We start from the raw sequence: 22057 nt of genomic DNA on the forward strand, positions 1-22057 counted from the left end.
AGCGCGGTCATCGCACGAGCTCGCGGGTCGGGCGGTGCACCGAGGCGAAGCCGGCCAGTGCCACGGCGGCGAGCAGGGCGCCGAAGGCCGCGAGGGTCGGGGTGGTCGGGTGGATCAAGGACTCGCCGCGCAGGGCTTGCCAGGTGACGAGGGCGACGAGGCCCGCGTAGCCGAAGCTCGCGACCCACACCAGCCGGACGCGGACCGCGCTGTCGCGAAGGCGCGGTACTCGCGACGCGAGCAGGCCCAGGCCCAGCGCGACCAGCGGAAGTAGCTGCAAGGCGTGCATCCCCGTGAAGTGCGGGATCCGCAGGTCACCGCCGGTGGTGCTCCAGCCGAGGATCGGCAGGCCGGGGCCGCCGTCGGCGACGCCGACGCTGTGGGCGCCGATCAACGCCGACGTACCGGTGGCGTTGAGCGACGCCTGCTGGGCGGCCGTGGGGCCCGTCATGAGGGCGCCGAGGCCGATGCCGATGAGCGAGATGACCGCGCCGGTGCGCACGGCCCAGTGGGTGGCGCGGTCTTCGAGGCGCGTGAACATCAGCAGGATCGTGAGCACGAGCGTCGCGACCCAGAGGACGGCGATCATGCCGCCCATGATCTGGAACAGCGTGTTGTCCAGGGGCGTCGCGTTGTTGAAGTGGCTGGGCCGGCCGCGCGCGGCCTGGAACACCATCACCACGTACTCGGCGGTGAACACCGCGATGGCCACGTTCGTGGCGACGTGCGCGGTCCGGCGGAAGCGGGGCAGCAGCGACACGAGCCAGCCCCAGGTGAAGAAGTACAGCGCACCCGAAATGGCGAACTTCAGCAGCTTCGCCCACACGGGCGCGCCCAGCACCGTGCGCTGGTCCACCACCATCGCGATGACGCAGGCCAGCGCCGTGACGACGAGCGCCGCCGCGAAGAGCGTGGACGGTCGGTGCCAGGTGTTCGTTCGGCTCGGAAGCCTCGAAAGCAAGGTCATGGCGTCCCTCCCAGGATGGATAGTCATAGTATCCATTATGGGAAGCTAGACTATCCAAGCTGAGAAGTCCTCAGGGTTTTCCCCCGAGTTCCAGGGAGTTGATGCGGCCGTGCGGATGGCCGAACTGAGCGCCGAGTCCGGCATGCCGGTCGCGACGATCAAGTACTACTTGCGCGAAGGCCTGCTCCACCCGGGCGAGCGCACCAGCCCCAACCAGGCGCGTTACGGCGACGAGCACGTGCAGCGCCTCAAGCTCATCCGCGCGTTGCTCGACGTCGGCGGCCTGTCGGTGGCCACCGTCGGCGGCGTGCTCGCGGCGATCGACGCGGGCGAGCCCACCAACGAGGTCCTCGGCGTCACCCAGCGCGCCCTCGTCGGCGGCGCGACCGACGTCGACGAGGAGGCCCGCGCGTGGGCGCTGGACCTGCTGGAAAAGGTGACGGCCGCCCACGGCTGGAAGTTCGCGCCCGAGCACCCGGCGGCGCCCGGGCTGATCACCACGCTGTGCACGATCCGCGCGCTCGGTCACCCCGCGCTGCTCGACCGCATCGAGGACTACGCCAAGCTCGCCGACCGCATCGCCGAGGTCGACCTCGACACGCTCGCCGCGCAGCCGTCGCTGGACCGGATCGTGGAGGCGGCCGTGGTCGGCACGGTGCTGGGCGACCGGCTGTTCGCGGGCCTGCGCCGCCTCGCGCAGGCGGCCGAATCCGGCCGGCGTTATCCCAACGGGCTGGGCTGAACCCCTACTGCTCGGCCGGGAACGACAGCGTCGGCTCGATCTTGTCCCACGTGGTGACGCCGTCGGGCTCGATCTCCGACGGCACCGTGAGCGACACGGCCCACAGCGCGTCACCCGAGGACTTCAGCACCGCGAAGGTCGTGCGGGTGACCGAGGAGTCGGCGCCGCTCTGCCCGGAGCGGCCGCGCTCCGCGGTGCGGTAGACCATCTCGGTTCCCGTCGCTGTCTTGGCTTCCTTGACGAGGGCGAACGCGCCGGCGTCGGTCCCGGCCCGCACACTCGCCTCGTAGTCCGAGACATCGTGCTTCTTGAAAAAGTTCGGGAAGCGCTCGATGCGCAGCGACTCGCGCCCGTCCGGCGAGACGTACTGCACCACCGTGGACGAGCCGACGATGTTCGACGTCCGTGCGGCGATGAAGCGCAGCCAGCCTTCCGGTACCGAGACGACGTACGCGGTGTCGCGCGACACGTTGGCCGTTTCGCTCGCGTTGCCGCGCTGCTCCACCAGCTTCACGTCCTGCGGCGGCGCGGTCGTGCTCGGCGCCCCGGCGGAGGCCGCGCTGCCGGCCGGCGGGATCAGCGACTGCCCGCTGATCAGCCGGGCCAGCGCGAACCCGCCGACACCGGCGATGAGGAACAGCACCACTGCCGCCACCGCCAGCAACGCCGACGCCCGCGGACTGCGGCGCGGCGAGACAGAAGCAACCGGAGCCGCGACAGCAGGTGCCGGGCCCTGACGCAGGAACGGCAACGGGCCCGGGTCCGCCGCCAGTGCGCCACTGGCCTCCGACTTCTTGTCGGTCGGTGCCACCGTCTCCAGCACCTGCGTGTCGGTCGCGTCGAGCTGCGCCGAGGTCTTCTTCCCGTCCGGCGTGCGGAACAACTCCGGGCCGAACAGGTCCAGCGCTGTCTTGCCCTGCAACGGGTACAGCCGGTGGCGCACCTCGCGCAGCGAGATCCGCTTCTCCGGCTCCTTTTTCATCAACGCGGCGATCACGTCGGCCAGCGGGCCCGGCTTCGGCTTGGGCACCGAGCCGTTCACGACCTTGCCGACTGTCTCCAGTGGATCGCCGTCCGCGTCGTACGGCGGCGCGCCCTCGACCGCGGCGAACAGCGTCGCGCCCAGGCCCCACAGGTCGGCCGCCGGCGTGACCGCGCCCCCCGACGCGACCTCCGGCGCGATGTACGCGGGCGAGCCGAGCATGATCCCGGTGCGCGTCATCGTGGCTTCGGAAACGTTGCGCGCGATGCCGAAGTCGGTGAGCTTGATCCGCCCGTCGCCGGCCACGAGGACGTTGCCCGGCTTCACGTCGCGGTGCGTGATGCCCGCGTCGTGCGCCGCTTCGAGCGCGGCGGCGACGGCGATGCCGACGGCGGCCGCCTGCTCCACGCTCAACGGCCCGTGGTCGCGCAGGATGTGCGCGAGGCTGCGCGAAGGCAGCAGCTCCATGACCACGAACGGTTCGTTGTTGTCGCGCGCGACGTCGTGAAGGATGATCACGTTCGGGTGGGACAGCACCGCGATCGCGCGCGCCTCGCGCAGCGTCCGCTCCCGCAGCTCGTCCGCCTGCGACGCCGGCACGCCCGGCGGCAGCTTCATCTCCTTGACGGCCACCGGCCGGTGGAGGAACTCGTCGTAGGCCGACCACACCGTGCCCATCGACCCCGAACCGAGCACGGATCGCAGCCGGTAGCGCCCGGCGACCACACGGGACTGCGGCTCGGCGGCACCCGACTCTGCTGGGGTCGGCTCTTCCTTCGAGGAGGACACCCCCTGATTGTGTCGTAAGGCACCGACACTCTTCGACCCAGTGTGCAAGACCTGCCCACCCGCGTTCCGCGGATACCCCTGAACACTCTGGTGGGGCGACTAGAGTCACAGGTGCCGGCACTGGCGTGCCTCTACCATCACTGGGTATGACGAACGTGGCTGGGCCGGAGTCGGTGCCGATCTCCGAACCCGAGCTCGCGCTGGCGGCCGAGTTTCCGGCCGCCGACCGGGCCCGGTGGCAGGAACTCGTGGCGGGAGTGCTGCGCAAGAGCGGCCGCCTGCCGGAGGACTTCGCGGGGGCGCCGGAGAGCAAACTCGTCACCCACACGTACGACGGCATCGACATCCAGCCGCTGTACACGCGCGAAGACGCCGTCGGTGAGCCCGGCAACCCGGGGCTGCCGCCGTTCGTCCGCGGCACGCGGCCCGAAGGCGTGATCGGCACCGGGTGGGACGTGCGCGTGCGCCACCTGCGCGCCGACGCGAAGGCCACCAACACCGCGATCCTCGCCGACCTCGAAGGCGGCGCCACGTCCGTGTGGCTGCGCGTCGGCGGCGAAGCGCTCCCGCTCGACGCGCTGGCCGACGCGCTCAACGAGGTCTACCTCGACCTCGCGCCCGTGGTCCTCGACGCCGGCGCCGAGCACGCCGCCGCGGCCGAAGCGCTGCTGGACGTGTTGGCCGAGCGCGAAATTCCGCCCAGTGAGGCGATCGCGGTGCTCGGCGCGGACCCGATCGGCGTCGGCGCGCGCACGGGTGAAGCGCTGCCCGTCGCCCCGGCCGCCGAGCTGGCCGCGCGCGTCGCGGCGAAGTACCCGAAGGTGCGCACGCTCGTGGCCGACGGCCTGCCGTTCCACGAGGCCGGCGGTTCCGACGCGCAGGAGCTGGGCGCGACGATCGCCGTCGGCGTCGCCTACCTGCGGGCGCTGACCGAAGCCGGTCTGGACGTCTCCGCCGCGGCCGCGCAGCTGGAGTTCCGCCTGGCCGCCACGGCCGACCAGTTCCTCACCATCGCCAAGTTCCGCGCCGCGCGCCGGCTGTGGGACCGTGTGCTCGAAGTTTCGGGTGCGCCCGCCGGTGCGCGTGGTATGCACCAGCACGCCGTGACCTCGCCCGCGATGCTGACGCAGCGCGACCCGTGGGTGAACATGCTGCGCACCACCGTCGCGTGCTTCGCCGCGGGCGTCGGCGGTGCGGACGCCGTGACCGTGCTGCCGTTCGACTCGGCGATCGGCCTGCCCGACGCGTTCTCCGCGCGCATCGCCCGCAACACCAACGCGGTGCTGCTGGAGGAGTCGAAGCTGGGCAGCGTGATCGACCCGGCCGGTGGTTCCTGGTACGTCGAGCAGCTCACCGACGAGCTGGCCAAAGCCGCGTGGGCCGAGTTCACCGCGATCGAAGGCGCGGGCGGCGTCGAGTCCGAGCTGGCCTCGGGAGCGCTGGCCGGGCGCCTGGCCACGACGTGGGAGAAGCGCGCGAAGCGCCTGGCCACGCGCCGCGACCCGATCACCGGCGTGAGCGAGTTCCCCAACTTGGATGAGAAACCCGTGACCAGGGAAGCGGTCGGCTCCACTGTGGACGGTGGCCTGCCGCGGCACCGCTACGCCGAAGCGTTCGAGCGGCTGCGCGACGCGTCGGACGCGTACCTGGCCGCGCACGGGGAACGGCCGAAGGTCTTCCTCGCCACGCTCGGCCCCGTCGCCGCGCACACCACACGTGCCGGGTTCGCCGCGAACCTGTTCCAGGCCGGCGGCCTCGAGGCCGTGAACCCGGGCGCCACCGACGATCTGCCCGCCGCGTTCCGGGAAAGCGGGGCGCGCATCGCGTGCCTCTGCGGCACCGACGCCGCGTACGAAGAGCAGGCGGCCGACGTCGCCGCGTCGCTCGGCGCCGAGACGGTGTTGCTCGCGGGCAAGGCGAGCTACCCGGGCGTGAGCGGCAACGTCTTCGCCGGCTGCGACGCGCTTGAAGTCCTGACCGGCATCCACGCCAAGCTGGGAGTGTCCGCATGAGCATCCCGAACTTCGCCGACGTCCCGCTCGGCACACCCGAGCCGGGGGACCGCGCCGCGTGGGCGCAGGCCGTGCAGGACGCCACCGGCAAGGGCGCCGACGCACTGGCCTGGGAGACGCCCGAGGGCATCGGCGTGAAGCCGGTGTACACGGCCGAGGATCTGTCCGATGTGGACTTCCTGGGCACGTACCCCGGCATCGCGCCGTTCCTGCGCGGGCCGTACCCCACGATGTACGTGAACCAGCCGTGGACGATCCGGCAGTACGCCGGGTTCTCCACCGCGCAGGAGTCCAACGCGTTCTACCGTCGCAACCTCGCGGCCGGGCAGAAGGGCCTGTCGGTCGCCTTCGACCTGGCCACCCACCGCGGTTACGACTCCGACCACCCGCGCGTGTCCGGGGACGTCGGCATGGCGGGCGTGGCGATCGACTCGATCTACGACATGCGCCAGCTCTTCGACGGCATTCCGCTGGACAAGATGTCGGTGTCCATGACGATGAACGGCGCCGTGCTGCCGGTGCTCGCGCTCTACGTGGTCGCGGCGGAGGAGCAGGGGGTGAAGCCGGAGCAGCTCGCGGGGACGATCCAGAACGACATCCTCAAGGAGTTCATGGTCCGCAACACCTACATCTACCCGCCGCAGCCCTCGATGCGGGTCATCTCCGACATCTTCGCGTTCACCTCGCAGAACATGCCGAAGTACAACTCGATCTCGATCTCCGGCTACCACATGCAGGAGGCCGGGGCGACCGCCGACCTGGAGCTGGCGTACACGCTGGCCGACGGCGTCGAGTACATCCGCGCCGGCGTCGACGCGGGGCTGGACGTGGACAAGTTCGCGCCGCGGCTGTCGTTCTTCTGGGCGATCGGCATGAACTTCTTCATGGAGGTCGCGAAGCTGCGGGCGGCGCGGCTGTTGTGGGCGAAGCTGGTGAAGCAGTTCGATCCTCGCTCGGAGAAGTCGCTTTCGCTGCGCACGCACTCGCAGACGTCGGGCTGGTCGCTGACCGCGCAGGACGTCTACAACAACGTCGCGCGCACCTGCGTCGAGGCGATGGCCGCGACCCAGGGCCACACGCAGTCGCTGCACACCAACGCCCTCGACGAGGCGCTTGCGCTGCCCACCGACTTCTCCGCGCGCATCGCCCGCAACACGCAGCTGCTGCTGCAGCAGGAGTCGGGCACCACGCGGGTGATCGACCCGTGGGGCGGCAGCGCGTTCGTGGAGAAGCTGACCTACGACCTCGCGCGCAAGGCGTGGGGCCACATCACGGAGGTCGAGAGCGCGGGCGGCATGGCGCGCGCGATCGACGAGGGCATCCCGAAGCTGCGCATCGAGGAGGCCGCCGCCCGCACGCAGGCGCGCATCGACTCCGGCCGCCAGCCCGTGATCGGCGTGAACAAGTACCAGGTCACCGACGACATCGACATCGACGTGCTGAAGGTCGACAACGCCGGCGTGCGCACGCAGCAGCTGGAGAAGCTGCGGCGGCTGCGAGCCGAGCGTGACTCCGCTGCCACGGAAGACGCGTTGCGGCGGCTGACCGAGGGCGCGCAGAACGGCGGGAACCTGCTCGCGCTGGCCATCGACGCGGCGCGGGCGAAGGCGACCGTCGGCGAGATCTCCGACGCGCTGGAGAAGATCTGGGGCCGCCACTCCGGGCAGATCCGCACGATCTCCGGTGTGTACCGGGAAGAGGTGGGGAAGTCGGACAACGTCGAGAAGGCCCGTGCGCTGGTCGAGAAGTTCGCCGAGGACGAGGGGCGCCGGCCGCGCATCCTGATCGCGAAGATGGGCCAGGACGGCCACGACCGCGGCCAGAAGGTGATTGCCACCGGCTTCGCCGACCTCGGCTTCGACGTCGACGTCGGCCCGCTGTTCTCCACGCCCGGCGAGGTCGCGCGGCAGGCTTCGGAGGCGGACGTGCACGTGATCGGCGTGTCTTCGCTGGCCGCCGGGCACCTGTCGCTGGTGCCGGCGCTGCGGCACGAGCTGGCGGAGCTGGGCCGGTCCGACATCATGGTCGTCGTGGGTGGCGTCATCCCGCCGCAGGACTACGACGAGCTGCGTGCCGCCGGTGCCGCCGCCATCTTCGGGCCCGGCACGGTCATCGCCGACGCGGCGATCGGCCTGCTGGAGCAGCTCGCGCACCAGGAGTCCTGAGCCTTGCCGCGCAGGATCGACGTCGCCGCCTACGCGAAGGGCGTGCTCGCGGGCGACCGCGGCACCCTGTCCAAGGCGATCACGCTGGTCGAGTCGCACCGGGCGGACCACCGGGCCCAGGCGCAGGAGCTGCTCGTCGAGCTGCTGCCACACGCCGGCGGCGCCCAGCGAGTCGGCATCACGGGCGTTCCCGGTGTCGGCAAGTCGACTTTCATCGACCAGCTGGGCACCGACCTCACGGCGGCCGGCCACCGCGTCGCCGTGCTGGCCGTCGACCCGTCGTCCACCCGCACGGGGGGCTCGATCCTCGGTGACAAGACCCGGATGTCCCGCTTGGCCGTGGATCCCCGGGCCTTCATCCGGCCGTCGCCGACCTCGGGAACTCTGGGCGGGGTCGCGCGGGCGACTCGCGAGACGATCGTGCTGATGGAGGCCGCGGGCTTCGACGTGGTGCTGGTGGAGACCGTCGGCGTCGGCCAGTCCGAGGTCGCAGTGGCCAACATGGTCGACTCCTTCCTGTTCCTGACTCTGGCCCGCACGGGCGACCAGCTGCAGGGCATCAAGAAGGGCGTGCTCGAACTGGCGGACGTCATCGCCGTGAACAAGGCCGACGGCCCGCACGCGCGCGACGCCGCCCGCGCCGCCCGGGAGCTGTCCGGCGCCCTGCGGATGATCTACGGCAAGGACGCCCCGTGGACGCCGCCGGTACTCACCTGCAGCGCCCTGGAGGGCTCGGGCCTCGACGAGGTCTGGGCGACCATCGGCCGGCACCGCTCGCTGATGCAGGAATCGGGCGAGCTCGCCGACCGCCGCCGCCAACAACAGGTCGACTGGACTTGGTCGATGGTCCGCGAGCAGTTGCTGGACCGCCTGACCTCGCACCCTTCGGTGCGCGCCCAGGTCGCCGACGTCGAACGCGCCGTCCGCGCCGGCGAACTCACGGCGACACTGGCGGCGGACCGGATCTTGACGGCGTTCGGGGAACCGACGGACGGCTGAGCTGGTTTTTGTGCCGGGGCGGCCTCCGCCCGATGGATGCAGCTCCCGCCTGGCGTTGCCGGTCGTTCTTCAGCGATCTCGCTGGTGGCATGCGGCGGCCCTGGTCTCGTCTGGCTACTTTGCTCATTTCGTGGAGACCGGCCGACTTGGCGCGGCCGCAATCGCCCGCAACGCCTCCGCAGGTCGATCCCCGGTTCCGGATTCCCGATGGCGATCCGCTCGGCCAAGCTCCGGGCGGGCACTGCCGGCTTGGCAACCCGCGCAGCTGCTGCCGCCGCTACTTTTCGCCGTCCGAAGGCTCGCTAGTTGAACCTCACCGCCCCGCCAGACAGCCCCCGCCCCGCCAGACAGCCCCCGCCCCGCCAGACAGCCCCCGCCCCGCCAGACAGCCCCCGCCCTCCCTTGGGGGGCGTCCCCATCCCAGTCTATCGGCCCCTGACCTCGGAAAACTGCCGAAACGAAATCTGTGGACAACTCCGCCCGCCGCGAGCGCCTTGTGGATGAATGCGGAGTAACAAGGCGACACTTCGTAGACGGAGGAGCCACCTTCGCCAACTCCGCAGATGGTTGTGAGGCGCCACCGCCCGCCAACCCTGTGAAGGGCGGAGCCATCACCGCCAATGTCGTAGTCGTTTGCGCAGTCACCGCCCGGAAACTCAGCTGCCAGCGGAGCCGCGATCGCCAACTTCGCGGTCGATTGCGGAGCAACCACCCACCAACCCCGACGGACGGCTGACCCACCACCCACCAACCCCCGTTCGAGACACCAACGCAGTGAAACGCCCACCAGACCCACCCTCGGTGGACCAACGGCCCCGTTCGGCTGACGAACGGTCCCCCGAAGTGACTTTGGTCTGACCTCACGACCGCTCCACGCTCCGTGACGACCGGTCACCGTGTGGAGGTGCGGTCGGCGGGCGGTGGCGCGGGCTGAGCGGAGGGGCTCCACCGCGTGGCGGCTGACGTCGCGGCCGTTCGGCGGGCAGAATGCGACGCAGTGCCGTAGAAGGGATGTCATGGCGAAGGTGCGGGGACTGCTGCTGGTCGGCCTGCTGGGCGCGTTGTTCTACTGCGCGGCTCCGGCGGAGGCGGCCGTCGTCGTGGCGCCGGCTCAGGCTCACGTGCAGGTGCCGGCGCGGACGGCGGCACCTGCGGAAGCGCTGTTCCCGGCCCCGCAGCAGGCGGCGCCGGGCCCGGTGCTCGACCCGACGCAGACCGACAAGGCCAACGCGCAGAAGACGCGGAACAAGCTGATCGCGGGCGGGATCGCCGTCGTGCTGCTCGCGATCGTGTTCTTCGGGCGGCGGAAGCGCAAGAAGGGCAACGGCTGAACGGGCCCGTTCACCCAGACCGAATTTCGTCGGGCCGTTCAACGCAGATCCGGTACCGGCCGTCTCGGCTCCCCCGCCGCGGCGAGCGGCTTGCCACCTGCATGGTGCACGATCATCTGCAAATGCGTACGACAGATCGAACGGCACGGTGCGGGTCCCCAGGCGCCACCCGTGTTGCGGGAGGAGGTGCGGCGTGACTGTGCTTGATTCACGTCCGGACGTTCCAGGTGATTCCGAGGGTCGCATGGCCAACCCGATCGAGGCGCCCACCGCGCTGATCACCGAAGCCGGCGTCAGCATGGCACCTGTGGAGGATCTCGGTGCGGGTCGCGGCCCGTTCTGGCTGGACGACTGGCTGCGGGCCAACGTCACCGACGTGCTCGCGTGGCGCCGCCACATCCACGCCCACCCGGAGCTGTCGCGGCACGAGTTCGCGACGACCGAGCTGGTCGTGTCGCTGCTGCGCGCCGTCGGTCTCAAGCCGTGGGTGCTGCCCGGCGGCACCGGCGTGGTGTGCGACATCGGCCAGGGCGAACGCTGCGTCGCGCTCCGGGCCGACATGGACGCGCTGCCGCTGACGGAGGACACGGGCCTCCCGTACGCCTCCACCACGGAGGGCGCGGCCCACATGTGCGGGCACGACGCCCACACCGCCATCCTGCTGGGCGCGGCCCGCGCGCTGGCCGGCGCGCCCGAGCTGCCCGGCCGTGTGCGCCTGATCTTCCAGGCCGCCGAGGAGGTCATGCCCGGCGGCGCGCTGGACATGATCGCGGCGGGTGCGCTCGAAGGCGTCGAACGGATCTACGGCCTGCACTGCGACCCGCGGTTGGAAGTCGGCAAGATCGGCACCCGCGTGGGCGCGCTGACCTCGGCCGCCGACCTGATCGAGCTGCGCCTGACCTCGCCCGGCGGCCACACGTCGCGGCCGCACCTCACCGCGGACCTCGTGTACGCGCTGGGCACGGTCATCACGTCGCTGCCGTCGGTGCTGTCCCGCCGGGTCGACCCGCGCTCGGGCACGGTGCTCGTGTGGGGCGCGGTGCACGCCGGCCAGGCCGCCAACGCGGTCCCGCAGGACGGCGTGCTGCGCGGCACCCTGCGCACGGCCGACCACGAGGTGTGGACGGCGCTCGAACCGCTCGTCGCGTCGTCCGTGGAGTCGCTGCTCGCGCCCACCGGCGTCGGCTTCTCGCTCGACTACCGCCGCGGCGTGCCCCCGGTCGTCTCCGACCCGGAGTCCACGGCGCTGCTGCGCGCCGGCGTCGAAGCCGCCCTCGGCGAACAGGGCCTGGCCGGCACGGAGCAGTCCTCCGGCGGCGAGGACTTCGGCTGGTACCTCGAGCACGTCCAGGGCGCCTTCGCCCGCCTCGGCGTGTGGCCCGGCCCACCCGCGCCCCAAGCCGACATCCACCGCCCCACCTTCACCCTCGACGAGCGGGCGCTGATGGTCGGTGTCCGCACACTGGTTCACACGGCGCTGGCCGCCCTGGCCTGAGGTTCGGGCCACGGTTGGCCCCGGCCATGAGGTCGGCCCGCCCCGTCGGGACGGGCCGACGGGGTCGCGGGAAGGGCGAGCGCGGCGCTGTGGTTGACGTCCGCACGCTGGTCCACGAGGTGCCGGCCGCTTTGGCCCGAGGTTCGGGCCGGCGCTGGCCTCTGGCCGAGAGGTCAGCTTGCCCCGTCGGGGCGGGTCGGCGGGCGCTGCGGTTGACGTCCGCATGCTCGACCACGAGGTGCCGGCCGCTCTTGCCTGAGGCTCGGGCCGCCGTTGGCCCCCGGCCGCGACGGCGGCCTGTCCCGTCGGGCCGAGTCGGTGGGTCGTGGGAGGGGCGAGCGGGCGCTGAGGTTGACGTTCGCACCTTGGTCCACACGGCGCTGGCCGCTCTGGCCTGAGGTTCGGGTTGGCCCGGCGGCGCGGTCGGCCTTACCCGTCGGGGCGGGGTCGCGGCCGACAGGCGAGGTGCTGCGGCGAGCGGGTCGCTGAGGTTGACGTGCGAACGCTCGGCCACACGGATCTGGCCTGAGGTTCGGGCGCCGACTGCGGTTGGCGCGGCCACGAGATCGGCGGGGTCGGGCGTGTCCGCGGCCGAGGAGCGAAGCGTCCCCGGCGAGCGGGCGCCGACGGTCGGTGTCCGAACGCCGGTCCACCCACCGCAGGCCGCGCTGGCCTGAGTTATCCACAGGCTCACCCGCTTGAGTTATCCACAGCTCGGCCGAGCTGTGGATAACTCAAGCGGGTGGTTTTTGCCTCTACGCAAAGCCCTGTGGACACCTATTTCACCCGGTCTCGTGAACGCACAGCATGCCGCCACCCGGCCTATTCACCGCGGGTGATCGCCAGTCGCCGCAGCACTTCCGCGAAAATGCTTGAAACGAGCGTTTTACTTACCCCCCAACGAATCCACGCCACCTGTAAGCACGTTCGACAACACATGCGACGGCCGCGAAATAAAGCGTCGCAAGCAGAAAACGTGAAGGGGTGTCAGAGCTTTACCGGCTGATGGTGAACACCGTTCATGATGCCCAGGTCAGCGCGTGAATCCGCCGAGTTGTCCACAGGGCTGTGGTCAGCCGGTGATCCCGGAGCACGGCCGGGTGCGCAGGTCATCCACATAGTCCGCGGGGGCTCCGGCGGCCTCGGCGGCGTCGGCGAGCACGCCCAGGTAGCGGGCGGACGGGAGGCCGCCCTCGTAGGCGTCGAGCACGTACAGCCAGGCGAGCACCGAGCCGTCCATGGTCTGGACGCGCAGGCGGATCTTGTTGTGCATGCCGAGCTCGCCGCCTTCCCAGCGGTCGAGGCCGGCCTCGTCGAGGGAGGTCACGTCGTAGAGCACCACGAAGACGCGGGAGGCCGGGTCCTCGACGATGGTGGCCAGCGCGCCTTCCCAGCCGAGGTCCTCGCCCCCGAAGGTCAGCCGCCAGCCCTCCAGCCAGCCGGTGCCGGCCATCGGTGCGTGCGGGGCGCGCTCCAGCATCTGGGCGGGCTCCATGTTCGATCCGTAAGCGGCATACAACGGCACGGGCGACAGCCTAGCGACCCGCCCCGCGCACAAGCGGATGCACATGCCATGTCCGGCCACTTCGCTGGTCGCGGACCCCTCCGCGTAACGTTGGGACCACCGGCCACACGCGTATCGAGGAGGACCTCAGGTGACCAGGATCGTGATCATGGGCGGGGGCCCGGCGGGTTACGAAGCCGCCTTGGTCGCCGCCCAGCACGGCGCCGACGTGACGATCGTCGAGCGTGACGGCCTGGGCGGCGCTTGTGTCCTCTACGACTGCGTTCCGTCGAAGACGTTCATCGCGTCCTCCGGCGCGCTGGCGAAGATGCACGACCTCGGTGAGCTGGGCATCAACACCGACCTGGCCGACACGAGCGTCGACCTGCCGACCGTCCACGGCCGGGTGAAGGGCCTCGCGCTCGCGCAGTCGGCCGACATCCGCGCCCGCGTGCAGCGCGAGGGCGTGCGGGTGGTCAACGGCACCGCCCGCTTCTGCGACGAGGAGCCGGGCCTGGCGACGCACAAGGTCGCCGTGACCCACGCCGATGGCACCACGGAGGCCCTGCAGGCCGACGTCGTCCTCATCTCCACCGGCGCCACCCCGCGCGTGCTGCCCGGTGCGGTGCCCGACGGCGAGCGCATCCTCGACTGGCGCCAGCTCTACGACCTCACCGAGCTGCCCGAGCACCTCGCCGTGATCGGTTCGGGTGTCACCGGCGCCGAGTTCGCGTCGGCCTACACCGAGATGGGCGTGAAGGTCACCGTGGTGTCCAGCCGCGACCGCGTGCTGCCCCACGAAGACGCCGACGCCGCCGCGGTGCTCGAAGAAGTCTTCTCGCAGCGCGGCACCACCGTCGCGAAGCACGCGCGCGCCGAGCGCGTGGAGCGCACGGAGAAGGGCGTGGAGGTCCACCTGGCCGACGGCCGCGTGATCGAGGCCAGCCACGCGCTGATGACCGTCGGGTCCATTCCGAACACCGCCGACATCGGCCTCGACCGCGTGGGCATCGAGCCCGGCCCCGGCGGCTTCATCACCGTCGACCGCGTTTCGCGCACCAGCGTCCCCGGTATCTACGCCGCCGGCGACTGCACCGGCTTGCTGATGCTCGCGTCGGTCGCGAGCATGCAGGGCCGCATCGCGATGTGGCACGCGCTGGGCGAGGGCGTCGCGCCGATCAAGCTGAAGACCGTGGCCGCCAATGTGTTCACGCACCCGGAGATCGCGACGGTCGGCATCAGCCAGCACGCCATCGACTCCGGCGAGGTGCCCGCGCGCACGATCATGCTGCCGCTGGCCACCAACGCGCGCGCCAAGATGGAAGGTCTGCGCCGCGGTTTCGTGAAGCTCTTCTGCCGCCCCGCCACGGGTGTGGTGGTCGGCGGTGTGGTCGTGGCGCCGTCGGCGAGCGAGCTGATCCTTCCGATCGCGCTGGCCGTGCAGAACCAGCTGACGGTGGACCACCTGGCCCTGACGTTCTCGGTGTACCCGTCGCTGTCGGGTTCGATCACCGAAGCCGGGCGCCAGCTGATGCGCCACGACGATCTCGACTGATCCGGTACGAAGGTTTTTCCGTTCCCGCGCAACCCCACGTGGCTCGCCGCGTCTTGTGCGGTGACAGGCTGATGTGACGACGCACGACAAGGGGTCAGCGGGTGCGCAAGAGGGCGGTTTTCGTTGCGGCGATGGCGATCGGGACGATCGCCGTGGCCGGCCAGGCAGTGGCGGCGACCGGAAGGCCCGCGCTCGCCGCGGCGCCCGCACCGGCCGTGACCGTGCAGCTGAACCAGGACACGGCGGCCCTGCACGGGCTGGTGAACCACTTCCAGCGCGGCGAGTCCAACGTCGCCCTCGCCGACTGCCCCGGCGCCAAGGCCGGCTCGACCACGTTCAGCTCACCAGTGCTGAAGTTCGCGAACTACGACTTCGGTCCCTTCATCGGCGTCAACGCGACCGTCTCGGCCGACGCCGACCTCGTGTCCGGCACCGCCGCCGGCGACTACCCGCTCACGGTGGCGTGCGGCGGAAAGACCTACAGCGCCACGTTCACCGTGCCGGCCAGCCAGGTGGCGACAGTTCCGGAAGGCGCCGCGAAGGCGGGCGACGGAAGCCTCGCCGAATAACGCAGCCAGACCCACGAAAAAGCCGCCGGGAACCATTTCCGGCGGCTTTTTCGTGTGCTTCGAACCCAGTTCCCGATGTGCCCGAATCGTTACCCTGATTGACAACCCGGTGCAGGTCAGAGACGTCTTCATGGTGTCGGAGGAGCACACCCGTGCGGCAGGGGGAACTGCGCACGCGGGGTTGCAGAATCCGCTGTTCTCCGTTGCGAAAAATCATTTGAGGGGAAATTCCATGAAACGCATTGCGGTAATTTCGTCGATTGTCGCGGCCGGCTTCCTCCTGGCGGCGCCGGCCTTCGCGGCCGAAGCCACCACGCCGACCACGCCGGAGCAGCCGACGTCGAGCACACCGGTCCCGCCCACCTCGGACAAGCCCACGCCACCGACGGGCGACCACAAGCCGCCCAAGCCGTCGGTGTCGGTCCTGCCGCGCGCGGCCAGAGCCGGTGACTCGGTCACGGCGCGCGTGGTGTGCACGCCGAAGACGAGCATGACGCTGTCTTCGTCGGTGATCACGTTCGGGAAGCTCGAAGCCGTCGGGACCGAGGTGGACCTCGACACCGCGACCGTCTACCAGACACTCGCGGACGTGAACAAGAACGCGAAGCCGGGCACCTACACCGTCACGTTCCTGTGCGGCAAGGCGAAGCTCACGGAGAGCTTCAAGGTCCTGCCGGCCAAGGACGCCGTGGCGACCCCGCCGACGACGCCGAAGCAGGTCACCAAGGTGCCGGTGGGGGCGCCGCAGACCGGTGGCACCGACGGTCCCGTCGACGACTCGTCCTCCGGGCTCGCCGTGGCCGCGGGCGCGATGGGCGTGCTCGCCGTCGGCGGCGCGGGCATGGTGCTGGCGCGGCGGCGCTCGCGCGGCTGACGAATCCCGGTCGCCGGAGGGGAGTCGCGGCCCCTCCGGCGACCGCGCTCGGTCACCTGGTTGGGTGCTCAGTGCGCCCTCGGGACCCGAAGGGGGAGACATGTTCAGGAAGACTTTCGCCGCGGTGGCTCTGGCCGCGCTGGCCGTGCTGGGTGGCTGCGCCGCCCCGTCCGCTTCGTCCCCGCCGCCGGTGGGGCATTCCCTGACGCCGCCGGCGCCCGAGACGTCCGTGGTGCTGCCGAAGTCCAGACCGGTGTCGTTGGACATCCCGAAGATCGACGCGCACTCCACGCTCGTCCCGCTCGGGCTCAACGCCGACAACACCGTGCAGGTCCCGCCGGTGAGCACGCCGCTGCAGGCGGGCTGGTACGAGTACTCGCCGACGCCGGGGGAGCGCGGGCCGGCGGTGGTGCTCGGGCACGTGGACGGCAACAAACACGAGGGGATCTTCTTCCACCTCAAGGAAATGGCGCCCGGGGACCAGGTGTCGATCAAGCGCGAAGACGGCAGCACGGCGCACTTCGAAGTGACCAAGGTGGACCAGGTGCCGAAGGACGTGTTCCCGAGCGACGCGGTGTACGGCGACACTCCCGACGCGCAGCTGCGGCTCATCACGTGCGGCGGCGCGTTCGACCGCGCGGCGCACAACTACGAGGACAACGTGATCGTCTACGCGCGACTCGTCGCCGACGGTCACTGATCGCTGCTCGTTCGTGATGGTTCGGGTTTTTGTCGGTCGCCGGTGCAAGACTGTGGCCGCAGACACAATCCGCAACGGATCATGGGGAGTGCAGATGTTGTTCCGTGACGAACGCTGGCCCGACGGCACGCCGTGCTGGGTCGACCTGATGGTGCCCGACAGAACCGCCGCCGCGACGTTCTACCAAAGCCTGCTGGGCTGGGACGTGCAGTTCGGCGGCGCCGAAACCGGCTACTACGGCATGGCGCAGCTCGCCGGCCGTCCGGTCGCCGGGGTGGGGGAGATCCCGGCCGAGCAAGCCGGCATGCCGGCCGCGTGGACCACCTACCTGGCCGTGTCCGATGTGGACAAAACGGTGGCCGCCATCACCGAGGCCGGCGGCCACGTCGTCGCCCCGCCGATGGACGTGATGACCCAGGGCCGTATGGCGATCGCGACGGACTCGACGGGTTCGGTGTTCGGCCTCTGGCAGGCCGGTCAGCACAAGGGCACGGAGGTCACGCTCGCGCCGGGCGCGCTCGCGTGGAACGAGAACATGTCCCGCGACTTCGCCGCCGCCAAGACGTTCTACGGCAACGTCTTCGGCTACTCGTTCAACGACATCTCCAACGACGAGTTCACCTACGCCACCCTCGACATCGACGGCCGCCCGACCGGCGGCCTCGGCCAGGCGAACGGCGACTACGAACCGGGCTGGATGACCTACTTCTGGTCCGCCGACGTCGACGCCGCGGCGGCCAAGATCCCCGAGCTGGGCGGCACCGTGACCGAGAACCCGGTGGACACGCCGTTCGGGCGGATGCTCATGGCCAAGGACAACCAGGGCGCGTCCTTCCAGCTCATGGCGCCCAACGAGCAGTCCGGGACCCAAGAGGGCTGGGGCGCCTGACCCGGACGACGCCGCACAGCCGTTTCCACGAACGCGAACGGCCCCCGCCCGAACCCGGACGGGGGCCGTTCGCCGGCCGAAGCAGCGGGTCAGTCGACCCAGTCGAACGTCTTCGTCACGGCCTTCTTCCAGTTGCGGTACTCCGACTCGCGGCGCGACTCGTCCATCGACGGGTCCCACTGCTTGTCCTGCGCCCAGTTCGTGCGGATGTCGTCCTCCGACGCCCAGAACCCGACGGCCAGCCCGGCCGCGTAGGCCGCGCCCAGCGCGGTGGTCTCGGCCACCACCGGCCGGATCACGGGCACGCCGAGGATGTCGGCCTGGAACTGCATGAGCAGCTCGTTCACGACCATGCCGCCGTCGACCTTCAGCGACTTCAGCGGCACGCCGGAGTCGGCGTTCATCGCATCGATGACCTCACGCGACTGGAACGCGGTCGCCTCGAGCACGGCCCGCGCGAGGTGGCCCTTGTTGACGAACCGCGTGAGGCCGACGATCGCGCCGCGCGCGTCCGAGCGCCAGTACGGCGCGAACAGGCCGGAGAACGCCGGCACGAAGTACGCGCCGCCGTTGTCCTCGACCGTGCGGGCGTGCTCTTCGATCTCGGCGGCCGAGGCGATCATGCCCAGGTTGTCTCGCAGCCACTGCACCAGCGAACCGGTGACGGCGATCGATCCCTCGAGCGCGTAGACCGTGTCGTTGGAGCCGATCTTGTAGCAGACCGTGGTGAGCAGGCCGTTGTCCGACATGACTTTTTCAGTGCCGGTGTTGAGCAGCACGAAGTTGCCGGTGCCGTAGGTGTTCTTGGCCTCGCCGGGCGACAGGCACGCCTGGCCGAACGTCGCGGCCTGCTGGTCGCCCAGGATCCCGGCGATCGGCACACCCGCGAGCGCGCCCTTTTCGCGGACCTTGCCGTATTCCTCCGACGACGAGCGGATCTCCGGCAGCATCGAGAGCGGAATGCCCATCTCAGCGGCGATGTCCGCGTCCCACTGCAGCGTCTCGAGGTCCATCAACAGCGTGCGAGACGCGTTGGTCGGGTCGGTGACGTGGATGCCGCCGTCGACGCCGCCCGTCATGTTCCACAGCACCCAGGTGTCCATGTTGCCGAAGATCAGGTCACCGGCCTCGGCTTTCGCTCGGGCGCCGTCGACGTTGTCGAGGATCCACTTGACCTTCGGGCCGGAGAAGTACGTCGCCAGCGGGAGGCCGACCTTCTGGCGATAGCGTTCCTGGCCGCCGCCCAGCGCGCCGAGCTCGCCGACGATCTTGTCCGTGCGCGTGTCCTGCCAGACGATCGCGTTGTACACCGGCTTGCCGGTGGTCCGGTCCCACACCAGCGCGGTCTCGCGCTGGTTGGTGATGCCGACGGCGGCGATGTCCTTCGAGGTCAGGTCCGCCTTGGCGAGCGCGCCCGCGGCGACGGCGCGCGTGTTCTCCCAGATCTCCTCGGCGTTGTGCTCGACCCAGCCGGCCTTCGGGAAGATCTGCTCGTGCTCGCGCTGGTCGACGGCGACCACCCGTCCGGAGTGGTCGAAGATCATGCAGCGAGTCGACGTGGTGCCCTGGTCGATCGCGGCTACGTACGAAGTCATCGTTGCTCCCTCGCTCTGGCGAGATCCGTCGGAACGGCGATCTTGTCGGTCATTCGGCGGCCGTCCGCTGGCCTTCCGCCGATTGGTCGGCAGGGACCCGTCCCGGCTCAGGCAGGAACTCACCGGGAGCCTTCTCCCGCGCCGTGAGGACCTGGCCGATGAGCAGGTCGTAGATCAGGATGCCGACCAAGCCACCGACGAGTGGCCCGACGATCGGGATCCACCAGTAGTTGCTGAACCAGTCACCGTTGCCGGGGAACGCCTTGTTCCCCCACCCTTCGAACAAGGTCAGCAGCCTCGGTCCGAAGTCACGCGCCGGGTTGATCGCGTAACCGGCGTTCGTGCCGTACGACAGCCCGATCCCTACGACTACGAAGCCGATCAGGGCCGGCCCCAGGTTGCTCTCGGGGGCGTTGTTCCGGTTGTCGATCAACGCCGCGATGATCCCGACGAGGATCGCAGTGCCGACGATCTGGTCGAGCAGCGGTCCCCACACCCCGCCGCCGAAGTACTTGGCCGGGAAAGTCGCGAAGATCGAGAACGTGCCCAATGAGTCCGGTCGCGACAGTGGTGGGTTTTGCGCTGCGTTGAAGGCGTCGATGGCGTCGTGGTAGACGGCGTAGACCACTGCGGCGCCGGCCAGCGCGCCGAGTACCTGGGCCAACCAGAACGGCGCCACCTTGGCCCAGGCGAACTTCCGCCGCACGGCGAAGGCCAGAGTCACCGCCGGGTTGAGGTGCGCGCCGCTGACGCCGGCTGTCATGTAGACCGCGAACATCACCGCGAAGCCCCAGCCGAACGCGATAATCAGCCAGTTGGACGCACCGAAGTCGACCGATTGCCGGCCGGATCCGGGGAGACCGACCACCGCGACCGCGACCGAGCCACAGCCGAGCAGGATGATGACGGCTGTCCCGAGAAACTCGGCGAGCATTTCGCCGCCAATGTTCGAGCGTAGTCGGCTCCAAGCGTTTGACCTCTGAGAGTTTTGCTCGCTCATCGCTTCCCCTCTCAATTCGACGCCTCCTTGCGTCGAGACCTACCATGCTGCTCTGCCTCGCCGGAACGGACAAGTTTCCGGTTGGGCGGAACGCTCGGTCCTCGTGCGATGCTGGGAGTGTGTACAACCGTAAGTTGCAAGGAGGGCAGGCGCTGTGACGGAAGCGAAGCTGGGACCGGCGGCGCGTGAGGAATCCTGGCAGCGCCTCGGCAAGGAGACCTTCGACCTGGTCGTGATCGGCGGTGGGGTCGTGGGTGCCGGGACAGCACTCGACGCGGCGACGCGCGGCCTGCGCGTGGCCCTCGTAGAGGCCCGTGACCTGGCATCCGGCACGTCCAGCCGGTCGAGCAAGCTCTTCCACGGTGGCCTGCGCTACCTGGAACAGCTGGAGTTCGGATTGGTCCGCGAAGCGCTCCACGAGCGCGAGCTGATGCTGACCAAGCTGGCCCCGCACCTGGTCAAGCCGGTGAGCTTCCTGTACCCGCTGACCCACCGCGGGTGGGAGCGGCCGTACACCGCCGCGGGCCTGTTGATGTACGACACGATGGGCGGTGCGCGGTCCGTTCCGGGGCAGAAGCACCTCACCCGCGCGGGTGCTTTGCGGATGGTTCCTGCGTTGAAAAGGTCGGCCTTGATCGGTGGCATCCGCTACTACGACGCGCAGTCCGACGACGCCCGCCACACCATGACCGTCGCCCGCACCGCCGCGCACTACGGCGCCGTGGTGCGCACGTCGACCCAGGTGGTGGGTTTTCTGCGCGAAGCCGACCGCATCTCGGGCGTGCGGGTGCGGGACGTCGAGGACGGGCGTGAAACGGAGATCCAGGCCGGCGCGGTCATCAACTGCACGGGTGTCTGGACCGACGAGCTGCAGCGCCTCTCGGGCGGGCGCGGGCGGTTCCGCGTGCGCGCGAGCAAGGGCGTGCACATCGTGGTGCCGCGTGACCGGATCGTCTCGGAGTCTGGGCTGATCCTGCGCACTGAAAAATCTGTCCTGTTCGTCATCCCGTGGCGCAACCACTGGATCGTCGGGACCACGGACACCGACTGGCACCTCGACCTGGCGCACCCCGCGGCCACGAAGCACGACATCGACTACATCCTCGACCACGTGAACACGGTGCTGGCCACCCCGCTCACGCACGACGACATCGAGGGTGTGTACGCCGGCCTCCGTCCGCTGCTGGCGGGCGAAAGCGAGGAGACGTCGAAGCTCTCGCGTGAGCACGCCGTCGCGCGCGTCGCGCCGGGCCTGGTCGCCATCGCCGGTGGCAAGTACACGACGTACCGCGTGATGGCGGCCGACGCCGTCGACGCGGCCGTGGTGGACCTGCCGGGCCGGCCGCCGTCGTCCATCACGGACCAGGTGCCGCTCGTCGGTGCCGACGGCTACCACGCGCTCGTGAACCAGGCCGACCACCTGGCCGCGCAGCACGGCCTGCACCCGTACCGCGTGCGGCACCTGCTCGACCGCTACGGCTCGCTGGTCCACGAGGTGCTCGCGCTGGCCGACGGCCGCCCGGAGCTGCTCAAGCCGATCGACTCCGCGCCCGACTACCTGGGTGTCGAGGTCGTCTACGCCGCCAGCCACGAAGGCGCGCTGCACCTGGAAGACGTGCTCGCGCGGCGCACCCGCATCTCCATCGAGTACGCCCACCGCGGCGCCGACTGCGCCGACCAGGTCGCGCGCCTCGTCGGCGAGGTGCTGGGCTGGTCCGCGGAGACGATCAAGCGCGAGGTCGACGTCTACACGGCCCGCGTGCAGGCCGAACGCGAATCGCAGTCGCAGCCGACGGACGAGTCGGCGGACGCGCTTCGCGCCGCGGCGCCGGAGGCTCGGTCGGGCATCATCGAGCCGGTGAGCTGAGGTTCCGTCGTTGCCGTGGAGG

18 protein-coding genes are annotated in these 22057 nt (G+C 70.4%); 12 read left to right on the forward strand and 6 right to left on the reverse strand.

The annotated features are described in order from the left end of the window. Positions 1 to 7: 7 nt before the first annotated feature. On the reverse strand, positions 8 to 967 hold the full coding sequence (locus ACQPXB_RS05185; RefSeq protein ID WP_432849790.1) for a hypothetical protein: 960 nt from the start codon (positions 965 to 967) through the stop codon (positions 8 to 10). A gap of 115 nt (positions 968 to 1082) precedes the next feature. Here ACQPXB_RS05185 and ACQPXB_RS05190 point away from each other — a divergent pair, with 115 nt between their 5' ends. After that, complete coding sequence (locus ACQPXB_RS05190; RefSeq protein ID WP_386946886.1) at positions 1083 to 1709, forward strand: MerR family transcriptional regulator; 627 nt, start codon at positions 1083 to 1085, stop codon at positions 1707 to 1709. Positions 1710 to 1713: 4 nt separating this feature from the next. On the opposite strand, the gene ACQPXB_RS05195 is transcribed toward ACQPXB_RS05190, so the two are convergent. After that, positions 1714 to 3417, reverse strand: a complete 1704-nt coding sequence (locus ACQPXB_RS05195; RefSeq protein ID WP_432857310.1) for a serine/threonine-protein kinase — start codon at positions 3415 to 3417, stop codon at positions 1714 to 1716. Between the two features lie 209 nt (positions 3418 to 3626). On the opposite strand from ACQPXB_RS05195, the gene ACQPXB_RS05200 reads away from it, so the two are divergent. From ACQPXB_RS05200 to ACQPXB_RS05220, 5 genes are all read left to right on the forward strand, one after another. Then, entirely contained in the window at positions 3627 to 5492 is a 1866-nt protein-coding gene (locus tag ACQPXB_RS05200) for a methylmalonyl-CoA mutase family protein (RefSeq protein ID WP_432849792.1), read from the forward strand. Further along, entirely contained in the window at positions 5489 to 7657 is a 2169-nt protein-coding gene (gene scpA, locus ACQPXB_RS05205) for a methylmalonyl-CoA mutase (protein WP_386946557.1), read from the forward strand. The genes ACQPXB_RS05200 and scpA overlap by 4 nt, the downstream gene beginning before the upstream one ends. 3 nt (positions 7658 to 7660) lie before the next feature. Beyond that, positions 7661 to 8656 (forward strand): methylmalonyl Co-A mutase-associated GTPase MeaB, encoded by a 996-nt coding sequence (gene meaB / locus ACQPXB_RS05210; RefSeq protein ID WP_366575465.1) that lies wholly within the window; start codon positions 7661 to 7663, stop codon positions 8654 to 8656. 1016 nt (positions 8657 to 9672) lie between these two features. Further along, the gene (locus ACQPXB_RS05215; RefSeq protein ID WP_432849795.1) at positions 9673 to 9987 is read left to right on the forward strand and encodes a hypothetical protein; all 315 of its coding nucleotides are present in this window, start codon (positions 9673 to 9675) and stop codon (positions 9985 to 9987) included. Positions 9988 to 10180: 193 nt separating this feature from the next. Beyond that, positions 10181 to 11482, forward strand: coding sequence for an amidohydrolase (locus ACQPXB_RS05220; RefSeq protein ID WP_366575461.1), 1302 nt, complete (start codon positions 10181 to 10183; stop codon positions 11480 to 11482). Positions 11483 to 12554: 1072 nt separating this feature from the next. On the opposite strand, the gene ACQPXB_RS05225 is transcribed toward ACQPXB_RS05220, so the two are convergent. Then, complete coding sequence (locus tag ACQPXB_RS05225; RefSeq protein WP_285970451.1) at positions 12555 to 13007, reverse strand: gamma-glutamylcyclotransferase; 453 nt, start codon at positions 13005 to 13007, stop codon at positions 12555 to 12557. A gap of 130 nt (positions 13008 to 13137) precedes the next feature. Between ACQPXB_RS05225 and ACQPXB_RS05230 the strand changes: the two genes are divergently transcribed. Together ACQPXB_RS05230 and ACQPXB_RS05235 are read left to right on the forward strand one after the other, a co-directional pair. After that, positions 13138 to 14541, forward strand: coding sequence for an NAD(P)H-quinone dehydrogenase (locus tag ACQPXB_RS05230; RefSeq protein ID WP_386946564.1), 1404 nt, complete (start codon positions 13138 to 13140; stop codon positions 14539 to 14541). A gap of 131 nt (positions 14542 to 14672) precedes the next feature. Further along, positions 14673 to 15110, forward strand: coding sequence for a hypothetical protein (locus tag ACQPXB_RS05235; protein WP_432849798.1), 438 nt, complete (start codon positions 14673 to 14675; stop codon positions 15108 to 15110). A 213-nt stretch (positions 15111 to 15323) separates the two neighbouring features. Here the strand turns inward: ACQPXB_RS05235 and ACQPXB_RS05240 are convergent, their stop codons facing one another. After that, positions 15324 to 15626, reverse strand: a complete 303-nt coding sequence (locus ACQPXB_RS05240) for a hypothetical protein (RefSeq protein WP_432849800.1) — start codon at positions 15624 to 15626, stop codon at positions 15324 to 15326. Between ACQPXB_RS05240 and ACQPXB_RS05245 the strand changes: the two genes are divergently transcribed. The 3 genes from ACQPXB_RS05245 (at position 15619) to ACQPXB_RS05255 (ending at position 17573) form a co-directional block, all read left to right on the forward strand. Beyond that, a complete protein-coding gene (locus ACQPXB_RS05245) occupies positions 15619 to 15984 on the forward strand; it encodes a hypothetical protein (RefSeq protein ID WP_432849802.1) in 366 nt (121 codons plus the stop codon). The two genes, ACQPXB_RS05240 and ACQPXB_RS05245, sit on opposite strands and share 8 nt — an antisense overlap. A gap of 100 nt (positions 15985 to 16084) precedes the next feature. Further along, a complete protein-coding gene (locus ACQPXB_RS05250; protein ID WP_432849804.1) occupies positions 16085 to 16684 on the forward strand; it encodes a class F sortase in 600 nt (199 codons plus the stop codon). Between the two features lie 94 nt (positions 16685 to 16778). Next, positions 16779 to 17573 (forward strand): VOC family protein, encoded by a 795-nt coding sequence (locus ACQPXB_RS05255; protein ID WP_432849806.1) that lies wholly within the window; start codon positions 16779 to 16781, stop codon positions 17571 to 17573. Between the two features lie 89 nt (positions 17574 to 17662). Here ACQPXB_RS05255 and glpK read toward each other — a convergent pair whose 3' ends face one another. Both glpK and ACQPXB_RS05265 read right to left on the reverse strand, forming a co-directional pair. Next, positions 17663 to 19168: a glycerol kinase GlpK gene (gene glpK, locus ACQPXB_RS05260; RefSeq protein ID WP_366575449.1), complete on the reverse strand. Its 1506-nt coding sequence runs from the start codon at positions 19166 to 19168 to the stop codon at positions 17663 to 17665. A 49-nt stretch (positions 19169 to 19217) separates the two neighbouring features. Continuing rightward, positions 19218 to 20168, reverse strand: a complete 951-nt coding sequence (locus ACQPXB_RS05265) for an MIP/aquaporin family protein (protein WP_366575447.1) — start codon at positions 20166 to 20168, stop codon at positions 19218 to 19220. A 154-nt stretch (positions 20169 to 20322) separates the two neighbouring features. Between ACQPXB_RS05265 and ACQPXB_RS05270 the strand changes: the two genes are divergently transcribed. Then, a complete protein-coding gene (locus ACQPXB_RS05270; RefSeq protein WP_366575445.1) occupies positions 20323 to 22035 on the forward strand; it encodes a glycerol-3-phosphate dehydrogenase/oxidase in 1713 nt (570 codons plus the stop codon). The last annotated feature ends 22 nt before the right edge of the window (positions 22036 to 22057 follow it).

The sequence above is a fragment of the Amycolatopsis sp. CA-161197 genome, assembly GCF_050942255.1.
Classification (GTDB): domain Bacteria; phylum Actinomycetota; class Actinomycetes; order Mycobacteriales; family Pseudonocardiaceae; genus Amycolatopsis.